Source organism: Haloechinothrix salitolerans (assembly GCF_042662605.1).
Classification (GTDB): domain Bacteria; phylum Actinomycetota; class Actinomycetes; order Mycobacteriales; family Pseudonocardiaceae; genus Haloechinothrix_A; species Haloechinothrix_A salitolerans.
The window spans coordinates 2,460,963-2,479,347 of sequence record NZ_JBHSXX010000001.1 but is presented as its reverse complement, the minus strand read 5'-3'; the positions used below and the strand labels follow the sequence as shown (position 1 = coordinate 2,479,347).

At 70.5% G+C, this 18,385-nt stretch carries 17 protein-coding genes and 1 riboswitch; of the genes, 9 read left to right on the top strand and 8 right to left on the bottom strand.

Translation table 11 applies throughout. The features are described from left to right. The first annotated feature begins 73 nt into the window (after nucleotides 1–73). Complete coding sequence (gene cbiE / locus ACFQGD_RS11655) at nucleotides 74–1,294, top strand: precorrin-6y C5,15-methyltransferase (decarboxylating) subunit CbiE (RefSeq protein WP_345396514.1); 1,221 nt, start codon at nucleotides 74–76, stop codon at nucleotides 1,292–1,294. On the opposite strand, the gene ACFQGD_RS11650 is transcribed toward cbiE, so the two are convergent. The 4 genes from ACFQGD_RS11650 to ACFQGD_RS11635 form a co-directional block, all read right to left on the bottom strand. Next, complete coding sequence (locus ACFQGD_RS11650; protein ID WP_345396517.1) at nucleotides 1,291–2,085, bottom strand: HAD-IIA family hydrolase; 795 nt, start codon at nucleotides 2,083–2,085, stop codon at nucleotides 1,291–1,293. The genes cbiE and ACFQGD_RS11650 overlap by 4 nt on opposite strands. 48 nt (nucleotides 2,086–2,133) lie before the next feature. Beyond that, nucleotides 2,134–3,828: a glycerol-3-phosphate dehydrogenase/oxidase gene (locus ACFQGD_RS11645; protein WP_345396520.1), complete on the bottom strand. Its 1,695-nt coding sequence runs from the start codon at nucleotides 3,826–3,828 to the stop codon at nucleotides 2,134–2,136. Between the two features lie 176 nt (nucleotides 3,829–4,004). Further along, nucleotides 4,005–5,531 (bottom strand): glycerol kinase GlpK, encoded by a 1,527-nt coding sequence (gene glpK / locus ACFQGD_RS11640; RefSeq protein ID WP_345396523.1) that lies wholly within the window; start codon nucleotides 5,529–5,531, stop codon nucleotides 4,005–4,007. Nucleotides 5,532–5,561: 30 nt separating this feature from the next. Beyond that, a complete protein-coding gene (locus ACFQGD_RS11635; protein ID WP_345396526.1) occupies nucleotides 5,562–6,365 on the bottom strand; it encodes an MIP/aquaporin family protein in 804 nt (267 codons plus the stop codon). Nucleotides 6,366–6,610: 245 nt separating this feature from the next. On the opposite strand from ACFQGD_RS11635, the gene ACFQGD_RS11630 reads away from it, so the two are divergent. The 3 genes from ACFQGD_RS11630 to cobM all read left to right on the top strand — a co-directional run bounded on the left by ACFQGD_RS11630 (nucleotide 6,611) and on the right by cobM (nucleotide 9,780). Continuing rightward, a complete protein-coding gene (locus tag ACFQGD_RS11630; RefSeq protein WP_345396529.1) occupies nucleotides 6,611–7,375 on the top strand; it encodes an IclR family transcriptional regulator in 765 nt (254 codons plus the stop codon). 50 nt (nucleotides 7,376–7,425) lie between these two features. Further along, the gene (gene glpK / locus ACFQGD_RS11625; RefSeq protein ID WP_345396532.1) at nucleotides 7,426–8,940 is read left to right on the top strand and encodes a glycerol kinase GlpK; all 1,515 of its coding nucleotides are present in this window, start codon (nucleotides 7,426–7,428) and stop codon (nucleotides 8,938–8,940) included. A 66-nt stretch (nucleotides 8,941–9,006) separates the two neighbouring features. After that, nucleotides 9,007–9,780 carry a precorrin-4 C(11)-methyltransferase gene (cobM, locus tag ACFQGD_RS11620; protein ID WP_345396534.1) on the top strand — a complete coding sequence of 258 codons (774 nt, stop codon included), beginning with the start codon at nucleotides 9,007–9,009 and terminating at the stop codon, nucleotides 9,778–9,780. Nucleotides 9,781–9,922: 142 nt separating this feature from the next. Here cobM and ACFQGD_RS11615 read toward each other — a convergent pair whose 3' ends face one another. After that, nucleotides 9,923–11,005 carry a cobalt-precorrin-5B (C(1))-methyltransferase gene (locus ACFQGD_RS11615; protein ID WP_345396536.1) on the bottom strand — a complete coding sequence of 361 codons (1,083 nt, stop codon included), beginning with the start codon at nucleotides 11,003–11,005 and terminating at the stop codon, nucleotides 9,923–9,925. 12 nt (nucleotides 11,006–11,017) lie between these two features. Between ACFQGD_RS11615 and ACFQGD_RS11610 the strand changes: the two genes are divergently transcribed. Both ACFQGD_RS11610 and bluB read left to right on the top strand, forming a co-directional pair. Next, nucleotides 11,018–11,767, top strand: a complete 750-nt coding sequence (locus ACFQGD_RS11610) for a cobalt-precorrin-6A reductase (RefSeq protein WP_390183529.1) — start codon at nucleotides 11,018–11,020, stop codon at nucleotides 11,765–11,767. Then, nucleotides 11,751–12,395 (top strand): 5,6-dimethylbenzimidazole synthase, encoded by a 645-nt coding sequence (gene bluB / locus ACFQGD_RS11605; RefSeq protein ID WP_345396541.1) that lies wholly within the window; start codon nucleotides 11,751–11,753, stop codon nucleotides 12,393–12,395. Before ACFQGD_RS11610 ends, bluB begins: the two co-directional genes overlap by 17 nt. 215 nt (nucleotides 12,396–12,610) lie before the next feature. Here the strand turns inward: bluB and cobJ are convergent, their stop codons facing one another. The 3 genes from cobJ to cobG are packed head-to-tail and all read right to left on the bottom strand — an operon-like array spanning nucleotide 12,611 to nucleotide 16,037. Further along, nucleotides 12,611–14,188 (bottom strand): precorrin-3B C(17)-methyltransferase, encoded by a 1,578-nt coding sequence (gene cobJ, locus ACFQGD_RS11600; protein WP_345396544.1) that lies wholly within the window; start codon nucleotides 14,186–14,188, stop codon nucleotides 12,611–12,613. Next, nucleotides 14,185–14,811 carry a precorrin-8X methylmutase gene (locus ACFQGD_RS11595; protein WP_345396547.1) on the bottom strand — a complete coding sequence of 209 codons (627 nt, stop codon included), beginning with the start codon at nucleotides 14,809–14,811 and terminating at the stop codon, nucleotides 14,185–14,187. Before ACFQGD_RS11595 ends, cobJ begins: the two co-directional genes overlap by 4 nt. Beyond that, the gene (gene cobG / locus ACFQGD_RS11590) at nucleotides 14,808–16,037 is read right to left on the bottom strand and encodes a precorrin-3B synthase (protein ID WP_345396550.1); all 1,230 of its coding nucleotides are present in this window, start codon (nucleotides 16,035–16,037) and stop codon (nucleotides 14,808–14,810) included. The genes ACFQGD_RS11595 and cobG overlap by 4 nt, the downstream gene beginning before the upstream one ends. A gap of 141 nt (nucleotides 16,038–16,178) precedes the next feature. Here cobG and ACFQGD_RS11585 point away from each other — a divergent pair, with 141 nt between their 5' ends. From ACFQGD_RS11585 to ACFQGD_RS11575, 3 genes are all read left to right on the top strand, one after another. Then, nucleotides 16,179–17,129, top strand: a complete 951-nt coding sequence (locus ACFQGD_RS11585; protein WP_345396598.1) for an ABC transporter ATP-binding protein — start codon at nucleotides 16,179–16,181, stop codon at nucleotides 17,127–17,129. Then, nucleotides 17,126–17,977, top strand: a complete 852-nt coding sequence (locus ACFQGD_RS11580) for an ABC transporter permease (protein ID WP_345396552.1) — start codon at nucleotides 17,126–17,128, stop codon at nucleotides 17,975–17,977. Before ACFQGD_RS11585 ends, ACFQGD_RS11580 begins: the two co-directional genes overlap by 4 nt. Nucleotides 17,978–18,008: 31 nt before the next feature. After that, nucleotides 18,009–18,257 carry a helix-turn-helix transcriptional regulator gene (locus ACFQGD_RS11575; RefSeq protein WP_345396554.1) on the top strand — a complete coding sequence of 83 codons (249 nt, stop codon included), beginning with the start codon at nucleotides 18,009–18,011 and terminating at the stop codon, nucleotides 18,255–18,257. Then, nucleotides 18,252–18,372, top strand: a riboswitch (cobalamin riboswitch). It overlaps the preceding gene by 6 nt. Nucleotides 18,373–18,385: the final 13 nt, after the last annotated feature.

Below are 18,385 nucleotides of genomic sequence, written 5' to 3'. Positions count from 1 at the left end.
GCATCTTACTGGCGTCTGGTGCCAGTAAGATGCCCTTCACGGCACCGCCCGCCCGCTCGGATACCGTGCGAACGTGGCTTTGGCGGAGGAACCCGGCGTGATCGACGTCGTGGGTATCGGTGCGGACGGCTGGGACGGGCTGTCCGCCGAGGCGCGCGCCGCCGTGACCGGCGCCGAGGTCTTGCTGGGGAGCGAACGCCAGCTCGCGCTGCTCCCCGACTCCGGCGCGAAGCGTGTGCCGTGGCCAAGCCCCCTGCTCCCCCAGCTCGACGCGCTGCTCGCCGAGCACGCCGAACGCCGCGTGTGTGTGCTGGCCAGCGGCGATCCGCTGCTGTCCGGGATCGGCACCACGCTGGTCCGCAAGCTCGGCGCGGAGCGGGTGCGGGTGCTGCCCGCGGTGTCGTCCGTCACGCTGGCACGGGCGAGGCTCTGCTGGTCGTTCGAGGAGACCGAGGTGATCAGCGCTGTCGGCCGCAACGTCCACCGCGTTGCCCGCGCGCTCGCGCCCGGGGCGCGGCTGCTCGTGCTGTCCTCCGACGGCACGACGCCTGGACGCGTCGCCGACGTGCTCACCGCGCGCGGCTACGGCGCGAGCACGCTCACGGTGCTGGCGAACCTCGGCGCGGACGACGAGTCACGCGTCTCCGGTGTCGCCAACGCCTGGCCGGGCGGCGACAGCCCACCGCTGAACGTCCTCGCGATCGAATGCCGCGCCGATCAGGGCACGACGCCGTTGTCGCTGGTCGGCGGCTTGTCCGACGACGCCTTCGAGCACGACGGCCAGCTCACCAAGCGCGACCTGCGGGCAAGCGCGCTCGCCCGGCTGGCGCCCCTGCCAGGGCAACTGCTGTGGGACGTCGGCGCGGGCGCGGGCAGCGTCGCGATCGAATGGCTGCGCGCGCACCCATCGACACGGGCCGTCGCGTTCGAGCGCGATCCGGACCGCGCGGCGCGCATCACCCGCAATGCCGAACGGCTCGGCGTCCCGGAGCTGGAGGTCGTCGAGGGATCGGCCCCCGACGTGCTGGCGCGAGACGAAGCGCCAGACGCGATCTTCGTCGGCGGCGGGGTGAGCGCGCCCGACCTGCTCACGACGTGCGTCCAGCGGCTCGCGCCAGGCGGACGGCTGGTGGCGCACGGGGTGACGCTGGAGTCCGAGACGGCGCTGGCGGCGGCGTACCAGGAACACGGCGGCGAGCTGACCCGCATCGCCGTCGAGCACGCCTCAGGCCTCGGCGGCTTCACCGGCTGGCAACCCGCCCGCACCGTGACCCAGTGGAGCCTGGCGCGCTAGGTTCCGGCGAACGGGTCCTTCGTCTTGCCGAGGAGGTCCGCCACCGAGTCGAGGATCGCCGTCGGGCGGTAGGGATACCGCCCCGCCGACTCCGTGGTCGAGATCCCGGACAACACCAGCACCGTCTGCAATCCGGCCTCCACCCCGGCGTGGACGTCGGTGTCCATGCGGTCCCCGATCATGATCGTGCTCTCCGAGTGTGCGCCGATGTTGTTCAGCGCGGAGCGCATCATCAGCGGGTTCGGCTTGCCGACGAAGTACGGCTTCACCCCGGTGGCGCGTTCGATCAGCGCCGCCACCGACCCTGTGGCGGGCAGCGAGCCCTCCACGCTGGGGCCGGTGGGGTCCGGGTTGGTGGCGATGAAGCGCGCGCCACCCTCGATCAGCCGCACCGCCTTGGTGATGGCGGTGAAGCTGTACGTGCGGGTCTCGCCGAGCACGACATAGTCCGGGTCCGAGTCGGTGAGCACGTACCCGGCAGCGTGCAGCGCCGTCGTCAGCCCAGCCTCCCCGATCACGAACGCCGAGCCGTTCGGCCGCTGGGAGTCGAGGAACTGCGCCGTGGCCAGCGCGGACGTCCAGATCGACTCCTCCGGCACGTCCAAGCCGGTGCGCAGCAGCCGTGCCCGCAGGTCACGCGGCGTGTAGATCGAGTTGTTAGTCAGCACGAGGAACGGGATCCCGTTGCTTCGCAACTCGGCCAGGAACTCGTCGGCGCCGGGCACGAGGTGTTCCTCGCGCACCAGCACGCCGTCCATATCGGTCAGATAGCTCCAGCGAGGCTCAGTCACGTCCCCGACTGTAGGCGCTCCACCGCGGCTCCGTCGCGTGAGCCGCACCTACGTCGCCGCGACGACGTCGGGTGCGGTGAGCCTGGCGGCGTTGGCGTCGTCGTCGTTGACGGCGTCTTGCGCGGACCGTTCGGCGTGCACCCGTTCGCGGTAACAGGCCACCTCCCGACGCAACGCACCGGACCCCCAGCCCAGGTGCGGTGCGACCAGGTGAGCGACCTCCGCCGCGGCGGCCAACCCCCGATCGGGCGCCTCGATGGAGATCCGCGTCCGCCGCGTGAGGACGTCGTCCAGATGCAGCGCGCCCTCGTGGGTGACGGCGTAGACGGCCTCGACTTTGAGGTAGCCCTCGGCGCCGGGGATCGGCTCCGCGAGGCGCGGCTCGCGCTCGATCAGTCCGAACAGGTCGGTGATCGCCGAGCCGTAGCGACCGAGCAGTCTCTCCACTGTGGACACCGAAAGCCCGTGGCGCTGCGCCACGCTCTCCCGGTCGTCCCGCAGCTCGTGGTAACCGACCGCGCCCAGGATCGGCAGGTGCTCGGTCACCGACGGCGCGACCGCCCTGCCGAGGCCGCGCGCGGCGGCGTCCACGACGTCCGCGGCCATCACCCGGTAGGTCGTGTACTTGCCACCCGCGATGACGAACAACCCAGGCGCGGGCTCGGCGACAGCGTGCTCCCGCGAGAGCCGCGCGGTGTCGTCCGACTCGCCGGACAGCAACGGCCGCAGGCCCGCGTAGACGCCGTCGATGTCGTCGGCGGTCAGCGGTTTCCGCAGCACGGCGTTGACCCGCGCGAGCAGGTAGTCCACATCGGACTTACTGGCGGCGGGGTGGTCGCGGTCCAACGTCCACTCGGTGTCGGTGGTGCCGATGATCCAGTGCTCACCCCACGGGATGACGAACAGCACACTCTTCTCGGTGGTCGTGATGAGACCTGTCTCCAACTGGATGCGGTCACGCGGCACCAGCAGGTGCACGCCCTTGGACATCCGCACCTGGAACGGGCTCGGCAGACCGGTGAGCTCGTGCATCTCGTCGGTCCACACGCCGGTCGCGCTGATGACGCGCCGGGCGCGCACCGCGTACTCCGCGCCGGACTCGACGTCGCGAACCCGCGCGCCCACGACCCGCACGCCGTCGCGCAGCAGCCCGACGACCTTCGTGCGGTTGAGCACCGTCGCACCGTGCTGGGCGGCGGTACGGGCCAGCATCATGGTGTGGCGAGCGTCGTCCACCTGTGCGTCGTAGTAGCGGATCGCCCCGGTCAGCGCCTCAGGATCGAGCGACGGCGCCAAGTCGAGCGCCGCGCGCCGGGACAGGTGCCGGTGCGCGGGCAGGGCGCGCGCACCGCCCATGGTGTCGTAGAGCGCGACCCCCGCGCCGACGTAGGCGCGCTCCCACACCCGGTGCCGCAACGGGAACAGGAACGGCACCGGCCGCACCAGGTGCGGCGCGAGCCGATGCAACAACAGCCCGCGTTCCTTCAACGCCTCCCGCACCAGTGCGAAGTCGCGCTGCTCCAGGTAGCGCAGCCCGCCATGGATGAGCTTGCTGGAACGGCTCGACGTCCCTGCCGCCCAGTCGCGCGCTTCGACCAGCGTGACCGACAGGCCGCGCGACGCGGCGTCGAGGGCCGCCCCGGCGCCGACGACACCGCCGCCGATGACCAGGACGTCGATCTCGTCCTCACCGAGCGTGCATAGCGCCGACGCGCGGTAGGCCGGGTCCAGTCGTACGGACATGGTTAAGGGCTCCTACTCAGCTCTTGATGATCGGGGTTTGCGGTTGGGCCAGCCGCCGCCGACAGATGGGGCCGCCCGAGCGTGCGAGGGTGGCTGCGGCTGTCGGCTCACCGCCCGACGCCAGCGTGACGTGCGATGACGGCGCCAAAGAAGTTCGTGGCGGCTGGACCAGAGCATCAAATGTCACTGTCGACGTCGATCCAGTCGAGGGTGCGCTCGACGGCCTTCTTCCAGCGAGCGTGGCCACGCTCGCGCTGCTCCTCGCTCCAGGTGGGCTGCCAGCGGACGTCCTCGTTCCAGTTCTGGACGAGCTCCTCGGGCGTGTCCCAGAACCCGACCGCCAGGCCCGCCGCGTACGCCGCGCCGAGCGCGGTCGTCTCCGCGACCACCGGCCGCGACACCGGCACGCCCAAGATGTCCGCCTGCAATTGCATGCACAGGCTGTTGGCGGTGACACCGCCGTCCACCCGCAGGACGTCGAGGGTGACGCCGGAGTCGGCCTGCATCGCGTCCACGACGTCGCGGGTCTGGTAGCAAATGGCTTCCAGCGTCGCCCGCGCGACGTGCGCGTTGGTGCTGTAGCGGGACAACCCGACGATGGCCCCGCGCGCGTCGGACCGCCAATGTGGCGCGAACAGCCCGGAGAACGCGGGCACGAAGTACACACCACCGTTGTCGGTGACCTGGCTGGCCAGCGACTCGCTCTGCGCGGCGCCGGAGATGATGCCGAGCTGGTCGCGCAGCCACTGCACGGCCGAGCCGGTGACCGCGATGGAGCCCTCCAGCGCGTACGTCGGCTTCGCGTCACCGAACTGGTAGCAGACCGTGGTGAGCAGGCCGTGTCGCGACCGCACGATCTCGTGACCGGTGTTGAGCAGCAGGAAGTTGCCGGTGCCGTAGGTGTTCTTGGCCTCACCCGGCCGGAAACACACCTGACCCACAGTGGCCGCCTGCTGGTCACCGAGGTCGCCCGCCAGCGGGATCTCGCCGCCGAACGGCCCGTCGGCGCGGGTGGTGCCGAAGAAGTCCGGATTGGACGACGGAAGGATGCGCGGCAGCATCGCGCGCGGCACACCGAAGATCGCCAGCAGTTCGTCGTCCCAGTCGCAGGTCTCCAGGTCCATCAGCATGGTGCGGCTGGCGTTGGTGACGTCGGTGACGTGCTGCCCGCCGTCGACACCGCCGGTGAGGTTCCACAACAGCCAGGAGTCGGTGGTGCCGAACAACGCCTCGCCCTTCTCGGCGTCCTCGGCCACGCCGGGCACGTTGTCGAAGATCCAGCGCAGCTTGCCGCCGGAGAAGTAGGTCGCGGGTGGCAGACCGGCCTTGTGGCGGATGGTGTCGCCGTGGCCGTCGCGTTCCAGGTCGGCGGCGATGCGGTCGGTGCGGGTGTCTTGCCACACGATCGCGTTGCAGTACGGCCGCCCGGTGCGCCGGTTCCACACGACTGTCGTCTCGCGCTGGTTGGTGACGCCGACCGCGGCGAGGTCGCTGGCGTCGAGGCTGGCCTTGGTGAGGGTGCTCTGGATGACCGCGCGGGTGCGCTCCCAGATCTCGGTGGGGTTGTGCTCTACCCACCCCGCCCTCGGCAGGATCTGCTCGTGTTCGAGCTGGTGGCGGGCGATCTCGTTGCCGCCGTGGTCGAACACCATGAACCGGGTGCTCGTGGTGCCCTGGTCGATCGCGCCGATGTAGTCGCTCATCGTCGTCCTCTCAGTGAATGCGGGGTGGGTTCAGAACAGCAGTGTGGAAGCCAGTCCGGCAAGGCCACCGCCGACCAGCGGCCCGAGTACCGGGATCCAGGCGTAGCTCCAGTCGGAGTCCTTGCGCTTGGGTGTGCGCACCGTGCCCGGTCCAGCCGACGCGGCGACGGTGGCGGGATCGGCGACCGGCTCGGGGCCCTTGTAGCCGGTGGGAAGCACCGCGTGGGCGATGCGAGGGGCGAGGTCGCGCGCCGGGTTGATGGCGTAGCCGGTGGGGCCGCCGAGCGAGGCACCGATGCCGACTACGAGCAGCGCGACGGCGGCCGGACCGAGCCCATGTGGCGTGCCCGCGAACGACAGCACCACGATGACGAGCACGAACGTCCCGATCACCTCGGTGACGAAGTTCCAGCGGTAGGCGCGGATCGCGGGGCCGGTCGCGAACACCGCGAGCTTCTTGTCCTCGTCCTCATCGGCGTCGAAGTGGTTCTTGTAAGCCAGGTAGGCGGCACACGCCCCGAGAAACGCGCCGAGCATCTGCCCGCTGATGTACACCGCGGTCGACGCGACGCTGACGGCGACGCCGCTCGCGTACTCCTCCGCACCGCTCACCAGGATCCCGAACGTGACCGCCGGGTTGATGTGACCGCCCGACTTGTAGGCGACGAACACCCCGGCCATCACCGCGAGGCCCCAGCCGAAGTTGATCAGCAACCAGCCGCCGTCGACTCCCTTGGACTTCGTCAGCAACACGTTGGCGACCACGCCCGAGCCGAGCAGGATCAGCATGCCGGTACCGAGCACCTCGCTCAGGAAGACCGTGCCGAGACCCATGTCTCCTCCATCCGTTGCAGTGTCTGCGATGCGCTCAGACGGTAAGGAGCCGATCCGCCGCGCACTATGGGCGTCGTTCGACAATGCTGAACGCGATCGGTGGCTACTGATAGCTGGCGTGGTTAACCTCCACCGATCGTGGAGGTTGCTATGACACAGCTCACCGGCCCGGCCCGGCCGTTCACACCGTTGTCATCCGGCGTTCGACATTGTCGAATCACGAATTTCCGGATACGTTGCGACGCATGCCGGGTCCTGTCCAAGCCATCGAACGCGCGGCCGCCATCCTGCGGTTGCTCGCGCGCGGCTCGGGACGGCTCGGCGTCGGCGAGATCGCCGCGTCGCTCGACCTCGCCAAGGGCACGGCGCACGGCATCCTCCGCACGCTGCATGGCGTCGGCTTCGTCGAGCAGGAGGCCGCGACCGGCAAGTACCAGCTCGGCGCCGCGCTGCTACATCTCGGCACCAGCTATCTCGACGTCAACGAGCTGCGGTCCCGCGCGATCAACTGGGCCGACGCCCTGGCCGCGCGCAGCGGCGAGGCTGTCCGCATCGGTACGCCCCTCGAGGGCAACGTCTTGGTGGTGCACCACGTCTTCCGGCCGGACGACACGCTGCAGACCCTCGACGTCGGCGCGTTGCTGCCGCTGCACGCGACCGCCCTCGGCAAGGTGTTGCTCGCCTACGACGCCGACCTCGCCGCGACGGCCCAACGCTCCGAGTTGGCCTCGCTCACCCGGCGCACCGTCGTCAACACGACGGCGCTCACCCGCGCACTCGCCCAGGTCAGGGAACAGGGCTGGGCAGCGGAAGCGGAGGAGTTCATGCCCGGTGAAGCGGGCATCGCCGCGCCCATCCGCTCCTACGGCGGCCTCGTCGTCGGCGCTATCGGCATCACCGGCGCGGTGGAGCGGCTCTGCGACGGACGCCTGCGGCCGAGGTCCGAACTGGTCACCCATGTCCGCAACGCCGCCCGCGCGGTGTCGCGTGATCTCGGCGCGGGCCGCTGACAGCGCTGGCGCGCCGCGCCAGGATGTCGCGTAATGGAGGGGGACGCGCGATGACACAACGCTATGTGATGGCGATTGACCAGGGCACCACCTCGACCCGGTGCATCCTGTTCGACCAGCGCGCCCGTTTGGTGTCGGTGGCGCAGCGAGAGCAGCAGCAGTACTTCCCGCAGCCGGGATGGGTGGAGCAGGACGCCGTCGAGATCTGGCGCAACGTCGACCGGATCGTGCCCCGCGCGCTGGCCGACGCCGGAATCTCCGCCGATCAGGTCATGGCGCTGGGCATCGCGAACCAGCGCGAGACCACCGTGGTGTGGGACCGCCGCACCGGGACGCCGGTCGGCCGCGCGATCGTGTGGCAGGACGTCCGCACCGAGGAACTCGTGCGGGAGTTCGAGGACAAACCTGGCGCGAACGCGGTGCGCGAGCGCTGCGGACTGCCGCTGGCGACGTACTTCGCCGCGCCCCGGCTGCGGTGGCTGCTGGACAACGTCGCGGGGCTGCGGGACCGCGCCGAACGCGGCGACGTGCTGTTCGGCACCATGGAGACCTGGCTGATCTGGAACCTCACCGGCGGCGCCGACGGCGGGCTCCATGTCACCGACGTCACCAACGCCAGCCGCACGCTGCTGATGAACCTCGCCACCCTGGCGTGGGACGACGAGCTGCTGTCCTTTTTCGACATTCCAAAACGGATGCTGCCGGAGATTCAACCGTCCACAGCGGACTTTGGCCAGACGAAGCGGGTGGTGCCCGGCCTGCGGATCGCGGCGGCGCTCGGCGACCAGCACGCGGCACTGTTCGGCCAGACATGCTTCGCACGCGGCGAGACCAAGTGCACCTACGGCACCGGCAGCTTCCTGCTGATGAACACCGGCCGCGAGCTGGTGCGCTCCACCCATGGCCTACTGACGACGATCGGATACCAGCTCGGCGGCGAACCGGCGGTGTACGCGCTGGAGGGACCGATCGCGGTCACCGGCTCGTTGGTGCAGTGGATCCGCGACAGCCTCGGGCTCATCAACAGCGCGCCGGAGATCGAGACCCTGGCGCGGACCGTCGACGACAACGGCGGCTGTTACATCGTGCCCGCGTTCTCCGGGCTGTTCGCGCCGCACTGGCATAGCGAGGCGCGCGGCATCATCGTCGGGCTCACGTCGTACATCACCAAGGGACACTTGGCGCGGGCGGTGCTGGAGGCGACCGGCTGGCAGACCCGCGAGGTGGTGGACGCGATGAACGCCGACTCCGGACTCACGGCGTCCACCCTGCGGGTCGACGGCGGTATGACGGCCGACCACCTGCTGATGCAGTTCATCGCGGACGTCCTCGACGTCCCGGTGATGCGGCCGATCGTGGCGGAGACGGTGTCGCTCGGCGCGGCCTACGCGGCGGGGTTGGGCGTCGGGTTCTGGCCCGACCTGGAGGGGCTGCGGCGCAACTGGCACCTCGCCGCGCGGTGGCTGCCGCACATGGACGCCACCAGCAGGGCGGCGGAGTACGCGAACTGGCAGCGGGCGGTGGAGCTGACGTTCGGCTGGGCGCAGCCGCGACGTCCGGTGTAGCGGCGCGGCTCACGTCGTCCCGGACCCCACCGGGGCGCGGGACGTCGTTGGGGCACGATGGGGTGCGTGACGAACCAGGGAACGGTGCATTTTATCGGCGCGGGTCCCGGCGCTGCCGACCTGATCACGGTGCGCGGCAGGGACCTCCTCGCGGCCTGCCCAGTGTGCCTCTACCCCGGCAGCCTCACCCCCACTGACCTGCTCGCCCACTGTCCCGAGGGCGCGCGAACCGTCGACACGGCGAGCCTGACGCTGGACGAGATCATCGCGGAGCTGGTGGCGGCGTCCGAGCGAGGTCACGACGTCGCGCGGTTGTGCTCCGGTGACCCCGCCGTCTACAGCGCGGTGGCGGAACAGATGCGTCGTCTCGACGCGGCGGGTGTGCCGTACGAGGTGACGCCGGGGGTGCCCGCGTTCTCCGCCGCGGCCGCGACGCTGGGCCGCGAGCTGACGGTGCCGACGGTAGGACAGAGCCTGGTCATCACGCGGGCGCAGGCGCGCTCGACCAGCATGCCGGAGGGCGAGACGCTGGCAGGCTTCGCCGCGACCGGTGCCACGCTGGCGCTACACCTGGCGATCGGGCGGATCGAGCAGGTCGTCGACGAACTGCTGCCGCACTACGGCGCGGACTGCCCGGTTGCCGTGGTCGCCAACGCCAGCCAGCCGACCGAGCGGGTCGTTCGCGGCACGCTCGGCGAGATCGTGGGGCTGGTGCGCGAGGCCGACATCACCCGCGCGGCGACGATCTTCGTCGGCAGGGTGCTCGCGGCGGAGTCGTTCCCGGACAGCTTCCTCTACTCGGCCGATCGGGAGCGCAGCACGCAGCCCCGCTCGCTGTGAGGCGGGGCCCGCTGCCGTCGCTGGTGGTGCCTCTCGTGCAGAGTTGATCTTCTTTGCTCCGTGAGTGACCAAGTTTTGTCCGGTTTGACCAGTTCAGTTGGTCTCCCAGGGAGCAATGTTGATCAACTCGCGGAACGCGCCACTATGAGCTAGTGCCCGGCGCGCGGCCGACGATGCGGCCCGCCCGGTCGATGACCACGATGTCGACCTCGACCGGCGCGTCGCCAAGGACGTCCGCCGCCGCCTGCCGCGCCCGTTCCGCGACCAGCTCGCCAAGCGCGAGCCCGGCGGCTTCGGCCAGCTCCAACGCGTGCAGGGCGGAGTTCGCCTCGGCGATCTCCCCGGCGAGCCGCTCGTGTCCCGCGTCGCGGGCCAGCTCAGCGAGCAGCCCGAGATCCACCTGCGAGCGCTTCGAGTGCAGATCGAGGTAGCCCGCCGCGAGCTTGGACATCTTGCCGAACCCGCCCGCGATGGACAGCCTCGGCACCGGATGCCGCCGCACATACTTCAGCACCGCCCCAGCGAAGTCGCCCATGTCGAGCAGTGCACTCTCGCCCAGCCCGTACAGCTCGGCCACGACCTGCTCCGACGTGCTGCCCACCGCGCCCGCGACGTGCCGGTCCCCCATCGCGCGGGCGACGTCGACGCCTCGGCGGATGCTGTCGATCCACGCCGAGCAGGAGTACGGCACGACCACCCCGGTCGTGCCGAGCACCGACAACCCGCCGAGGATGCCCAGCCGCGGGTTCCACGTGTGCCGGGCCAGCTCCTCGCCCTCGGGGATCGAGATCTCCACCGCCACGTCGGCGGGGACGTCGTGTGCCGCGGCGACCCGCTCGACCGCCTCCCGCATCAGCCTGCGCGGCACCGGGTTGATCGCGGGCTCCCCGACGTCGAGCGGCAGCCCGGGCCGGGTGACGGTGCCCACACCCTTCCCGGCGGCGAATGTCACACCGCTGCCGGGCTCACCCCGACGCACCGTGGCGACGATGAGCGCGCCATGCGTGACATCAGGGTCGTCACCGGCGTCCTTGATCACTCCCGCACTGGCGACGTCGCCGTCTAGCCGTTCCGTGGCCAGCGCGAACGTCGGCCGCTTGTTCTTGGGAAGCAGCACCTCAACCGGATCGGGGAACGCGCCGGTGAGCAGCGCGGTGTAGGCCGCCGTGGTGGCGGCCGTCGCACACGCACCCGTGGTCCAGCCGTAGCGAAGCTGCTCTCCCATAGTGTGTTCAGTGTGCGTTATCCGGTTCTGATCCTCGGCGGCACGTCCGAGGCCCGCGCGCTGGCGGCCGCGCTGCATTCGCGCGGCGTCGCCGTGGTGTCGTCGCTGGCAGGCAGAGTGGAACGCCCTCGGCTGCCAGAAGGCGAGGTCAGGCTCGGTGGCTTCGGCGGTCCGGACGGCCTCGCGGCATGGCTGACCGAGCACGACGTCCGCGCGGTGGTGGACGCCACGCACCCCTTCGCGGCGCGGATCAGCGACTCGGCGGTGGCCGCGACCGCGCGCGCCGGAGTGCCGCTGCTCCGGCTGGAGCGTCCCGGCTGGACGCGGCCGGACGGCGCGGATTGGCGCTGGGTCGACGATCTCGACGAGGCGGCCGCTCTGCTGCCCAGCCTGGGCACGCGAGCGTTCCTGACCAGCGGCAGGCAGGGACTCGCGGCATTCGCCGACGTCGACACCGTGTGGTTCTTGATCCGCTGCGTCGACCCGCCGGAGACGCGCCTGCCGAGACATCACGAGCTGCTGCTGGACCGAGGCCCGTACACAGTGGACCGCGAACTGAACCTGCTGCGCACGCACCGCATCGACGTCCTTGTCACCAAGGACAGCGGCGGCAGCATGACGGCCGCGAAGCTGGACGCGGCGACGCGACACGGCATTCCGTCGGTCATCGTGCGCAGACCACCCCGGCCCGACGCACTCACGGTGTCCGACGTCGACGACGCCCTGCACTGGGCTTTGGAGAGGTATGAGTCTCGACCCTGAACTGGACGGGTTTTACCGGATCCTGGAGCGTAGGCGCGACGTGCGCGCGGAGTTCACCGGGGAGCCGATCGACGACGACGTCCTCATGCGGGTGCTCGGCGCGGCGCACACGGCGCCCAGCGTGGGGATGTCGCAGCCGTGGGACTTCGTGCTGGTGTCCGATCACGACACGCGGTCGGCGTTCCGCGAGCACGTGCTCAGCGAACGAGACGTGTTCGAGTCGCAACTGGACGGCGATCGCACCACGACGTTCCGCAAGATCAAGATCGAGGGCATCCTGGAGTCCAGCCTCGGCATCGTCGTCACCTACGACCCAGAGCGTGGCTCGCCCGCCGTGCTTGGCAGGCACGCTATCGCCGACGCGGGGCTGTACTCGGTGTGCCTGGCGATCCAGAACCTGTGGCTGGCCGCGACGGCGGAAGACCTTGGCGTGGGCTGGGTCAGCTTCTACCGCGAGGAGTTCCTGGCAGATCTGGTCGGGCTGCCAGACGGCGTCCGCCCGGTCGCCTGGCTGTGCGTGGGCCCGGTGCGCGAGTTGCAGCAGGTCCCGGACCTGGAGCGGCACGGCTGGCGACGTCGTCGGCCGCTGACCGAGGCGCTGCACCGGGAACGCTACGGCGTGAGCTAAGGCGCGTGACACCGAGGGCGAGCCGACGTATTCGTGCCATGACCAGCCGATACCACTCGATTCGGTGAACCCGCCAACAAAACCCGCATCCTCACCGCCCGACGGGCGTTAGGCCATATGGATCATGGCGCGGCGACGCCTCGCCCATCGGCGCGACGGGTGCTTCCCTGACCGCGCCGGGGCGAGGCGTCGGGTCTTTCACCACATCACGCGGCTCAGTCGTAGCTTCGCGGTGTCCACACGGTGCGGGTGCCGTCCCGCTCGACGACGCGGGTCTTCGACGAGCCGACTATCAGCAGGCACCGCATGTCCACCGTGGCGGTATCCAGCTCGCCCAGTGTGGTCACCGTCACCGACTCCTCGTCACCACCGATATCGCGGGCGACGACAACCGGCGTAGCCGGGTCGCGGTGCCGCAGCAGGACGTCGCGAGCATCCGCCAGCTGCGTCTTCCTGCTGCGAGACGCCGGGTTGTAGAGCGCGACCGCGAGGTCCGCCGCGCCAACGGCATCCAGCCTGCGCTCGATGATCTCCCACGGCTTGAGCCGATCGGACAGCGAGATCACGCAGTAGTCGTGGCCGAGGGGCGCGCCGACACGGGACGCCGCTGCCTGGGCGGCGGTCACGCCGGGCAGCACCCGCACGCGGACGTCTTGCCACTCCGGCTGTTCCGCCTGCTCCAGGACCGCGGCGGCCATGGCGAACACGCCGGGATCGCCAGAGGACACCACCGCGACGGACGCACCGTCGCGGGCGAGTGCCAGCGCTTCCCGCGCGCGGTCGGCCTCGACACGGTTGCCGGAGCTGTGCCGCTGCTGGCCCTGTCGCTGCGGCACCCGCGCGACGTACGGGCCGTACCCGACCAGGTGCTCCGCCTCGGCCAGCGCCCGCGCGGCCTCGGGCGTCAGCCACTCCGGACCGGCGGGACCAAGGCCAACGACGACGACCTCGCCACCCGTGGGCCGTGAGTGCTGATCCGGGTTCGCACCCTCCGCAGCGCTCACGGCCGCGCTTCCTGTCGTGCGGGCGGCGTAGGCCGGGCTGGCCAGCAGCGCCAGCGAGAAGTACGGCACGGTCTCGGGGTCGACGTCGGCCAGCGGCTCCACCCGCTGCACACCCCTGCCGGTGGCGCCGGGCCCTGCCTCGTCGTGCCAGGTGGCGCGCTCGATGTAGTAGGCGTCGTCGAGCTTGCCGGCCTCTTCGAACGCCGAGCGCACGGACCCGAACGTGCGACCGAGCTTCATCACGGCGGCGGCGTCCGCGTCCGCGAGCCGCATCGCCAGTTCCGGCGTCGGCAGCGTGCCGGGCAGCACGGTGAACACCTCGTCGCGCTGCGCAAGCGGCCTGCCGAGCGCGGCCGACGCGGCACTCACCGACGTCACGCCGGGAACGGCGACGGCGCGGTAGCGGTCGCACAGCCGCTCGTGCATGTACATGTAGGAGCCGTAGAAGAACGGGTCACCTTCGCAGAGCAGCACGACGTCGCGTCCGGCGTCGAGGTGTTCGGCGAGCCGCTTGGCGGCCAGTTCGTAGAACTCCTGGATCGCGCCCTCGTAGCCGCCGGGGTGGCTGGTGCCCTCGGTCGTCACCGGATACATCAACCGCTCTTCGTGCTGGTCACCGCGCAGATAGGGCTCGGCGACCGAGCGGGCGATGCTGCGGCCGTGGCGCGCGCAATGGTAGGCGATCACGTCGGCTTCGCCGATCAGCCGGGCCGCCTTGACGGTCATCAGTTCGGGGTCGCCTGGCCCGAGGCCGACGCCCCACAGCGTGCCGGTGGCGTGCGTGGTCATAGCTCGGCCTCCTGTGCGATCGCGTTGAGCGCGGCCACAGCCATGGCGCTGCCACCACGCCTGCCGTGCACCACGAGATACGGGGTCGGTGCCTTCGCGACCAGCTCCTCCTTGGACTCGACGGCGCCGATGAAGCCGACGGGGACGCCGATGATCGCCGCTGGCGCGCCGACGCCTTCGTCGAGCAGCTCCAGCAGCCGGAACAGCGCCGTAGGCGCGTTGCCGATCGCGACCACGGAGCCGGGCAGCCGCTCCCGCCACAGTTCCAGCGCCGCCGCACTGCGGGTGGTATCCAGCTTCGTGGCGAGGTCGGGCACCCGCGGGTCGGCGAGAGTGCACACGACGTCGTTGTCCGCGGGCAGCCTGCGACGAGTGACTCCGGATGCGATCATCTTCGCGTCGGTGAGGATCGGGGCGCCCGCGCGGAGCGCGTCGTGACCTGCCTTGACGACGTCCGGGGTGAAGGCGACGTCGCGGGCGAGGTCGGTCATCCCGCAGGAGTGGATCATGCGGACGACGACGCGCTCGACGTCGCTTGGCAGCCGGTCGAGCTCGGCTTCCGCCCTGATCGTGGCGAACGAGCGGCGATAGATCTCCGCCCCGTCGGTGAGGTAGTCGGTCACCCGCGGTCCTTTCTGCCCAGCACGTCCGCCAACTCCCCCACGGCCACCCGCTCGCCGTCGACCAGGTAGCCGTCGCCGTCGGCGAGGACGTCGACGGCCGGGGTGGGCGGTCTGCCACATCGGCGAGTACAGCCTGCGAAGTGTGCCGCAACGCCCGCTTCGTCGTGAACGGTGGCCAACTCGGACATGGCATTCGTCGCATCCGCGCGGACGTCGGCGAGTGCCTTCGCGCACCCCTGGCTGCCGATGCAGGCCGTGATCGACGCGGCCGGATTTCGCGCGTCGACCAGCAGGCCGGCGTCGTCGAGACGTCGTTTCGCGGTGCGCGCGTCTTCGTCGTCGAGGTCCGGCAACAGCACCGACCGCCACGGTGTGACGATCGCCTCACCAGCGATGTCGGCGAGCAGCCGCGCCTGCGCCGCCGTCGACGTCCCGAAGCGGAGGCCGACGTGGAGGGCGGTGCGGCCGTCGTCCTGGCGCACGGCACCAAGGTGACAGACGCCTTCACCGCGTTGGGTGCGGTGAATGGCGCGGTCACGGGGAAAGCGGCTTTCACCACGGTCAGCAAGCAGCTCCGCGCGCACGGTGTCGTCCAGCTCCCGCACCTGCCAGGCCTCGCCTCGGCAGCGCACGAACGCCGCGGCGACGTCGACCAGGACGTCGACAGCCTCGGCGATCGGCACCCGAACCCCGGTGTCGGCGCCCGCGAGCAGCAACGCGCCGGTCTCGAGGGACACCGCGCGCCAGCACACGTCGACCCGGTCGTCGAACGAGCCGCCGACATCTCCCCTGCCGTCGTCCAGCCCGAACCAGAACCGTCCTGGCAGTTCGGCCAGCTCAGGCCGTGCGCGGATCGCAGCATCCAGCTCGGCTACCAACGGCCGGACGTCGGCCAGCCCGCCGACCAGCCCCGACGCCGGGGAGGCGACCACGTTGCGGACCCGTTCGTGGGTCGCGGACGGCAGCAGACCCGCGGCAGCCAGGCGCTCCGCCAACGCCACGGTGTCGGACACAGCGCGGAGCTGCACGTTCGCTCGGGAGGTGAGGTGCAGTGCGCCGTCGCCCAGTGACTCGGCGCAGGAAGCCAGCACCGCCAGTTGAGCGGCGGACACCCGCCCACCAGGCAGCCGCACCCGCGCCAGCGCGCCGTCATCGGCCACGTGCGTGGTCAGCGCGCCAGGACAGGCGTCGGCGCGATTCCTCGGCGGCGCGGGGTTGTTGGGCACGCCAGCCACTGTAAACGGCGTACCTAGCAATATCACTTGTCACGCGATATGTAGTACATCTACTATCAAAGACCACAGTTGAACTATGAGGGGGTTGTGATGAGCATGGCCAGAGCGGCCGCGACCGACGACGGCCATCCCATGGCCGCTACCAGCGAAGACACCGCTATCGACGTCCGCGATCTCCGCATGCGCTACGGCACGAACGAGGTGCTGTCCGGGGTCACCTTTTCCGCGCGGCGAGGCGAGGTCGTCGTCCTGCTCGGACCCAACGGCGCGGGCAAGACGACGACGGTCGAGATCCTTGAGGGGTTTCGCGGACGATCGGCGGGCGAGGTGAGCGTCCTCGGCGTCGACCCAACCCACGGCGACGAGGCGTGGCGGGCACGGCTCGGCGTCGTGCTCCAGTCCTGGCGGGACCACGGCAAGTGGCGAGTCCGCGAGTTGCTCCGGCACCTGGGGGCGTACTACGCGCCGTACTCGACCGAGCGGACTAGGCGGCCATGGGACGTCGACGAACTGGTCGCGGCGGTCGGGCTGAGCGAACACGCGGACGCCAAGATCATGCGGCTTTCCGGTGGGCAACGACGAAGGCTAGACGTCGCCATCGGCATCGTCGGGTGTCCCGAGGTGCTGTTCCTCGACGAGCCGACCGCGGGCTTCGACCCGCACGCCAGGCGGGAGTTCCACGACCTGGTGCACCGGCTCGCCGATGAGGACACCACGATCCTGCTGACCACCCACGACCTGGACGAGGCGGAGAAGCTGGCCGACCGGATCATCGTGCTGGCGGGCGGCCGGATCATCGCCGACGGCTCCGCCGACGAACTGTCACGCCGCATGTCCACCGACGCCGAGGTGCGCTGGACCCGCGACGGAGAGCGGTTCGTGCACGCCACGCAGGACGCCACGGCTTTCGTCAGGGACCTCCTCGTCCGGCACGACAGCGGGATCAGCGACCTCGAAGTGCGCCGCGCCAGTCTCGAGGAGACCTACATGAAGCTCGTCCAGCGCGTCGAGTCCGGACTCGGTGACGAGGAGGCGGTGCGGGCCTTCCTCCGCGAGACAGCCAACCAGGAGGTGACCCGATGACCCCGACATCCGCCGCCGCCCGCGCCGGGATGCGCCGTGGTCTGATCGAGACCAGGCAGACGCTGACCAACGGCCAAGACCTGTTCAACATGCTGTTCTTCCCGATCGTGACGTTGATCGTGATGTTCTTCATGCGGGACTCGACGCTGCCGGGGACGACGTTCTCACTCGGCTCGGCGGCGATGCCCGGCGTGCTGGGGATGCAGGTCGCGTTCGCCGGGTTCATCGGGGTCGCCGCGGTGCTCATGGTCGAGCGGGAGGACGGCACCCTGCTCCGCGCCAAAGCCGTGCCGAACGGAATGCTCGGGTACCTGGTCGGCAAGATCGTCGGCGGCGCCGTCGGCGGGCTCATCGGCGTCTTGATCATCCTGGTGCCCGGCCTGCTGCTGTTCGACGGTCTCACCGTAGACGGCATCGGCGCCTGGCTGACGCTGCTGGCGGTGCTGCTCCTCGGGCTGGTGGCCACGATGCCGCTGGGCGCGGTCGTCGGGGCGCTGTCGGACAATCCGCGCAATCTTGGCCTGGTGTTCCTGCCCATGGTCGGACTGATCGCCATCTCCGGGATCTTCTACCCGATTACCGCGCTACCGGGGTGGCTGAGCGCCATCGGCCAGGTCTTCCCGGTGTACTGGCTCGGGCTGGGCATGCGGTCGGCGCTGCTGCCGGACGCCGCCGTCGTCGCCGAGATCGGAGACTCCTGGCGGCACGCGGAGATGATCGGCGTACTCGGGGCGTGGTCCGCGGCCGGGCTGGTTGTCGCGCCGATCCTGCTCCGCAGAATGGCCCGCAGGGAATCCGGTGCGAACATGACCGCGCGGCGAGACCGGGCGCTGCAGCGCGTCCAGTGACAGGCGTCCAGTGACAGGCAAGGAGAGTCGGATGGCCGAGGCGATCTACAACCGGATCGCGATGCTGCGCGCCGAGCGCGGCATCTCCCGGCGGCAGCTCGCCGAGGCCCTCGGCGTGCACTACCAAACGGTCGGCTACCTGGAACGCGGCGAGTACAGCCCCAGCCTGCATCTGGCCCTGCGGATCGCGCGGTATTTCGAGGTGCCAGTCGAGGTGGTGTTCTCCACTGAGCCGTTCCCCCGCATCGGCAGTGCGGAGGGCTCGCGGCTGACCGGGTAGATTACCCAGGACGACCACGCGTCGGTGGCGGAGGAACCCGGTGGAAGTCCGGGGCTGTCCCGCAACTGTGAGCCGTACTACGGCGAGCCAGACACTCCGCCCGACGTGATCCCGACAAGCCGGGGCGA

Bases quoted from the DNA above. Each gene is read 5' to 3' on its own strand.
- ACFQGD_RS11645 (WP_345396520.1), bottom strand. From the start codon at position 3,828: ATGTCCGTACGACTGGACCCGGCCTACCGCGCGTCGGCGCTATGCACG.
- glpK (WP_345396523.1), bottom strand. From the start codon at position 5,531: ATGAGCGACTACATCGGCGCGATCGACCAGGGCACCACGAGCACCCGG.
- ACFQGD_RS11635 (WP_345396526.1), bottom strand. From the start codon at position 6,365: ATGGGTCTCGGCACGGTCTTCCTGAGCGAGGTGCTCGGTACCGGCATG.
- ACFQGD_RS11630 (WP_345396529.1), top strand. From the start codon at position 6,611: ATGCCGGGTCCTGTCCAAGCCATCGAACGCGCGGCCGCCATCCTGCGG.
- glpK (WP_345396532.1), top strand. From the start codon at position 7,426: ATGACACAACGCTATGTGATGGCGATTGACCAGGGCACCACCTCGACC.
- ACFQGD_RS11615 (WP_345396536.1), bottom strand. From the start codon at position 11,005: ATGGGAGAGCAGCTTCGCTACGGCTGGACCACGGGTGCGTGTGCGACG.
- bluB (WP_345396541.1), top strand. From the start codon at position 11,751: ATGAGTCTCGACCCTGAACTGGACGGGTTTTACCGGATCCTGGAGCGT.
- cobJ (WP_345396544.1), bottom strand. From the start codon at position 14,188: ATGACCACGCACGCCACCGGCACGCTGTGGGGCGTCGGCCTCGGGCCA.
- ACFQGD_RS11585 (WP_345396598.1), top strand. From the start codon at position 16,179: ATGGCCGCTACCAGCGAAGACACCGCTATCGACGTCCGCGATCTCCGC.
- ACFQGD_RS11580 (WP_345396552.1), top strand. From the start codon at position 17,126: ATGACCCCGACATCCGCCGCCGCCCGCGCCGGGATGCGCCGTGGTCTG.
- ACFQGD_RS11575 (WP_345396554.1), top strand. From the start codon at position 18,009: ATGGCCGAGGCGATCTACAACCGGATCGCGATGCTGCGCGCCGAGCGC.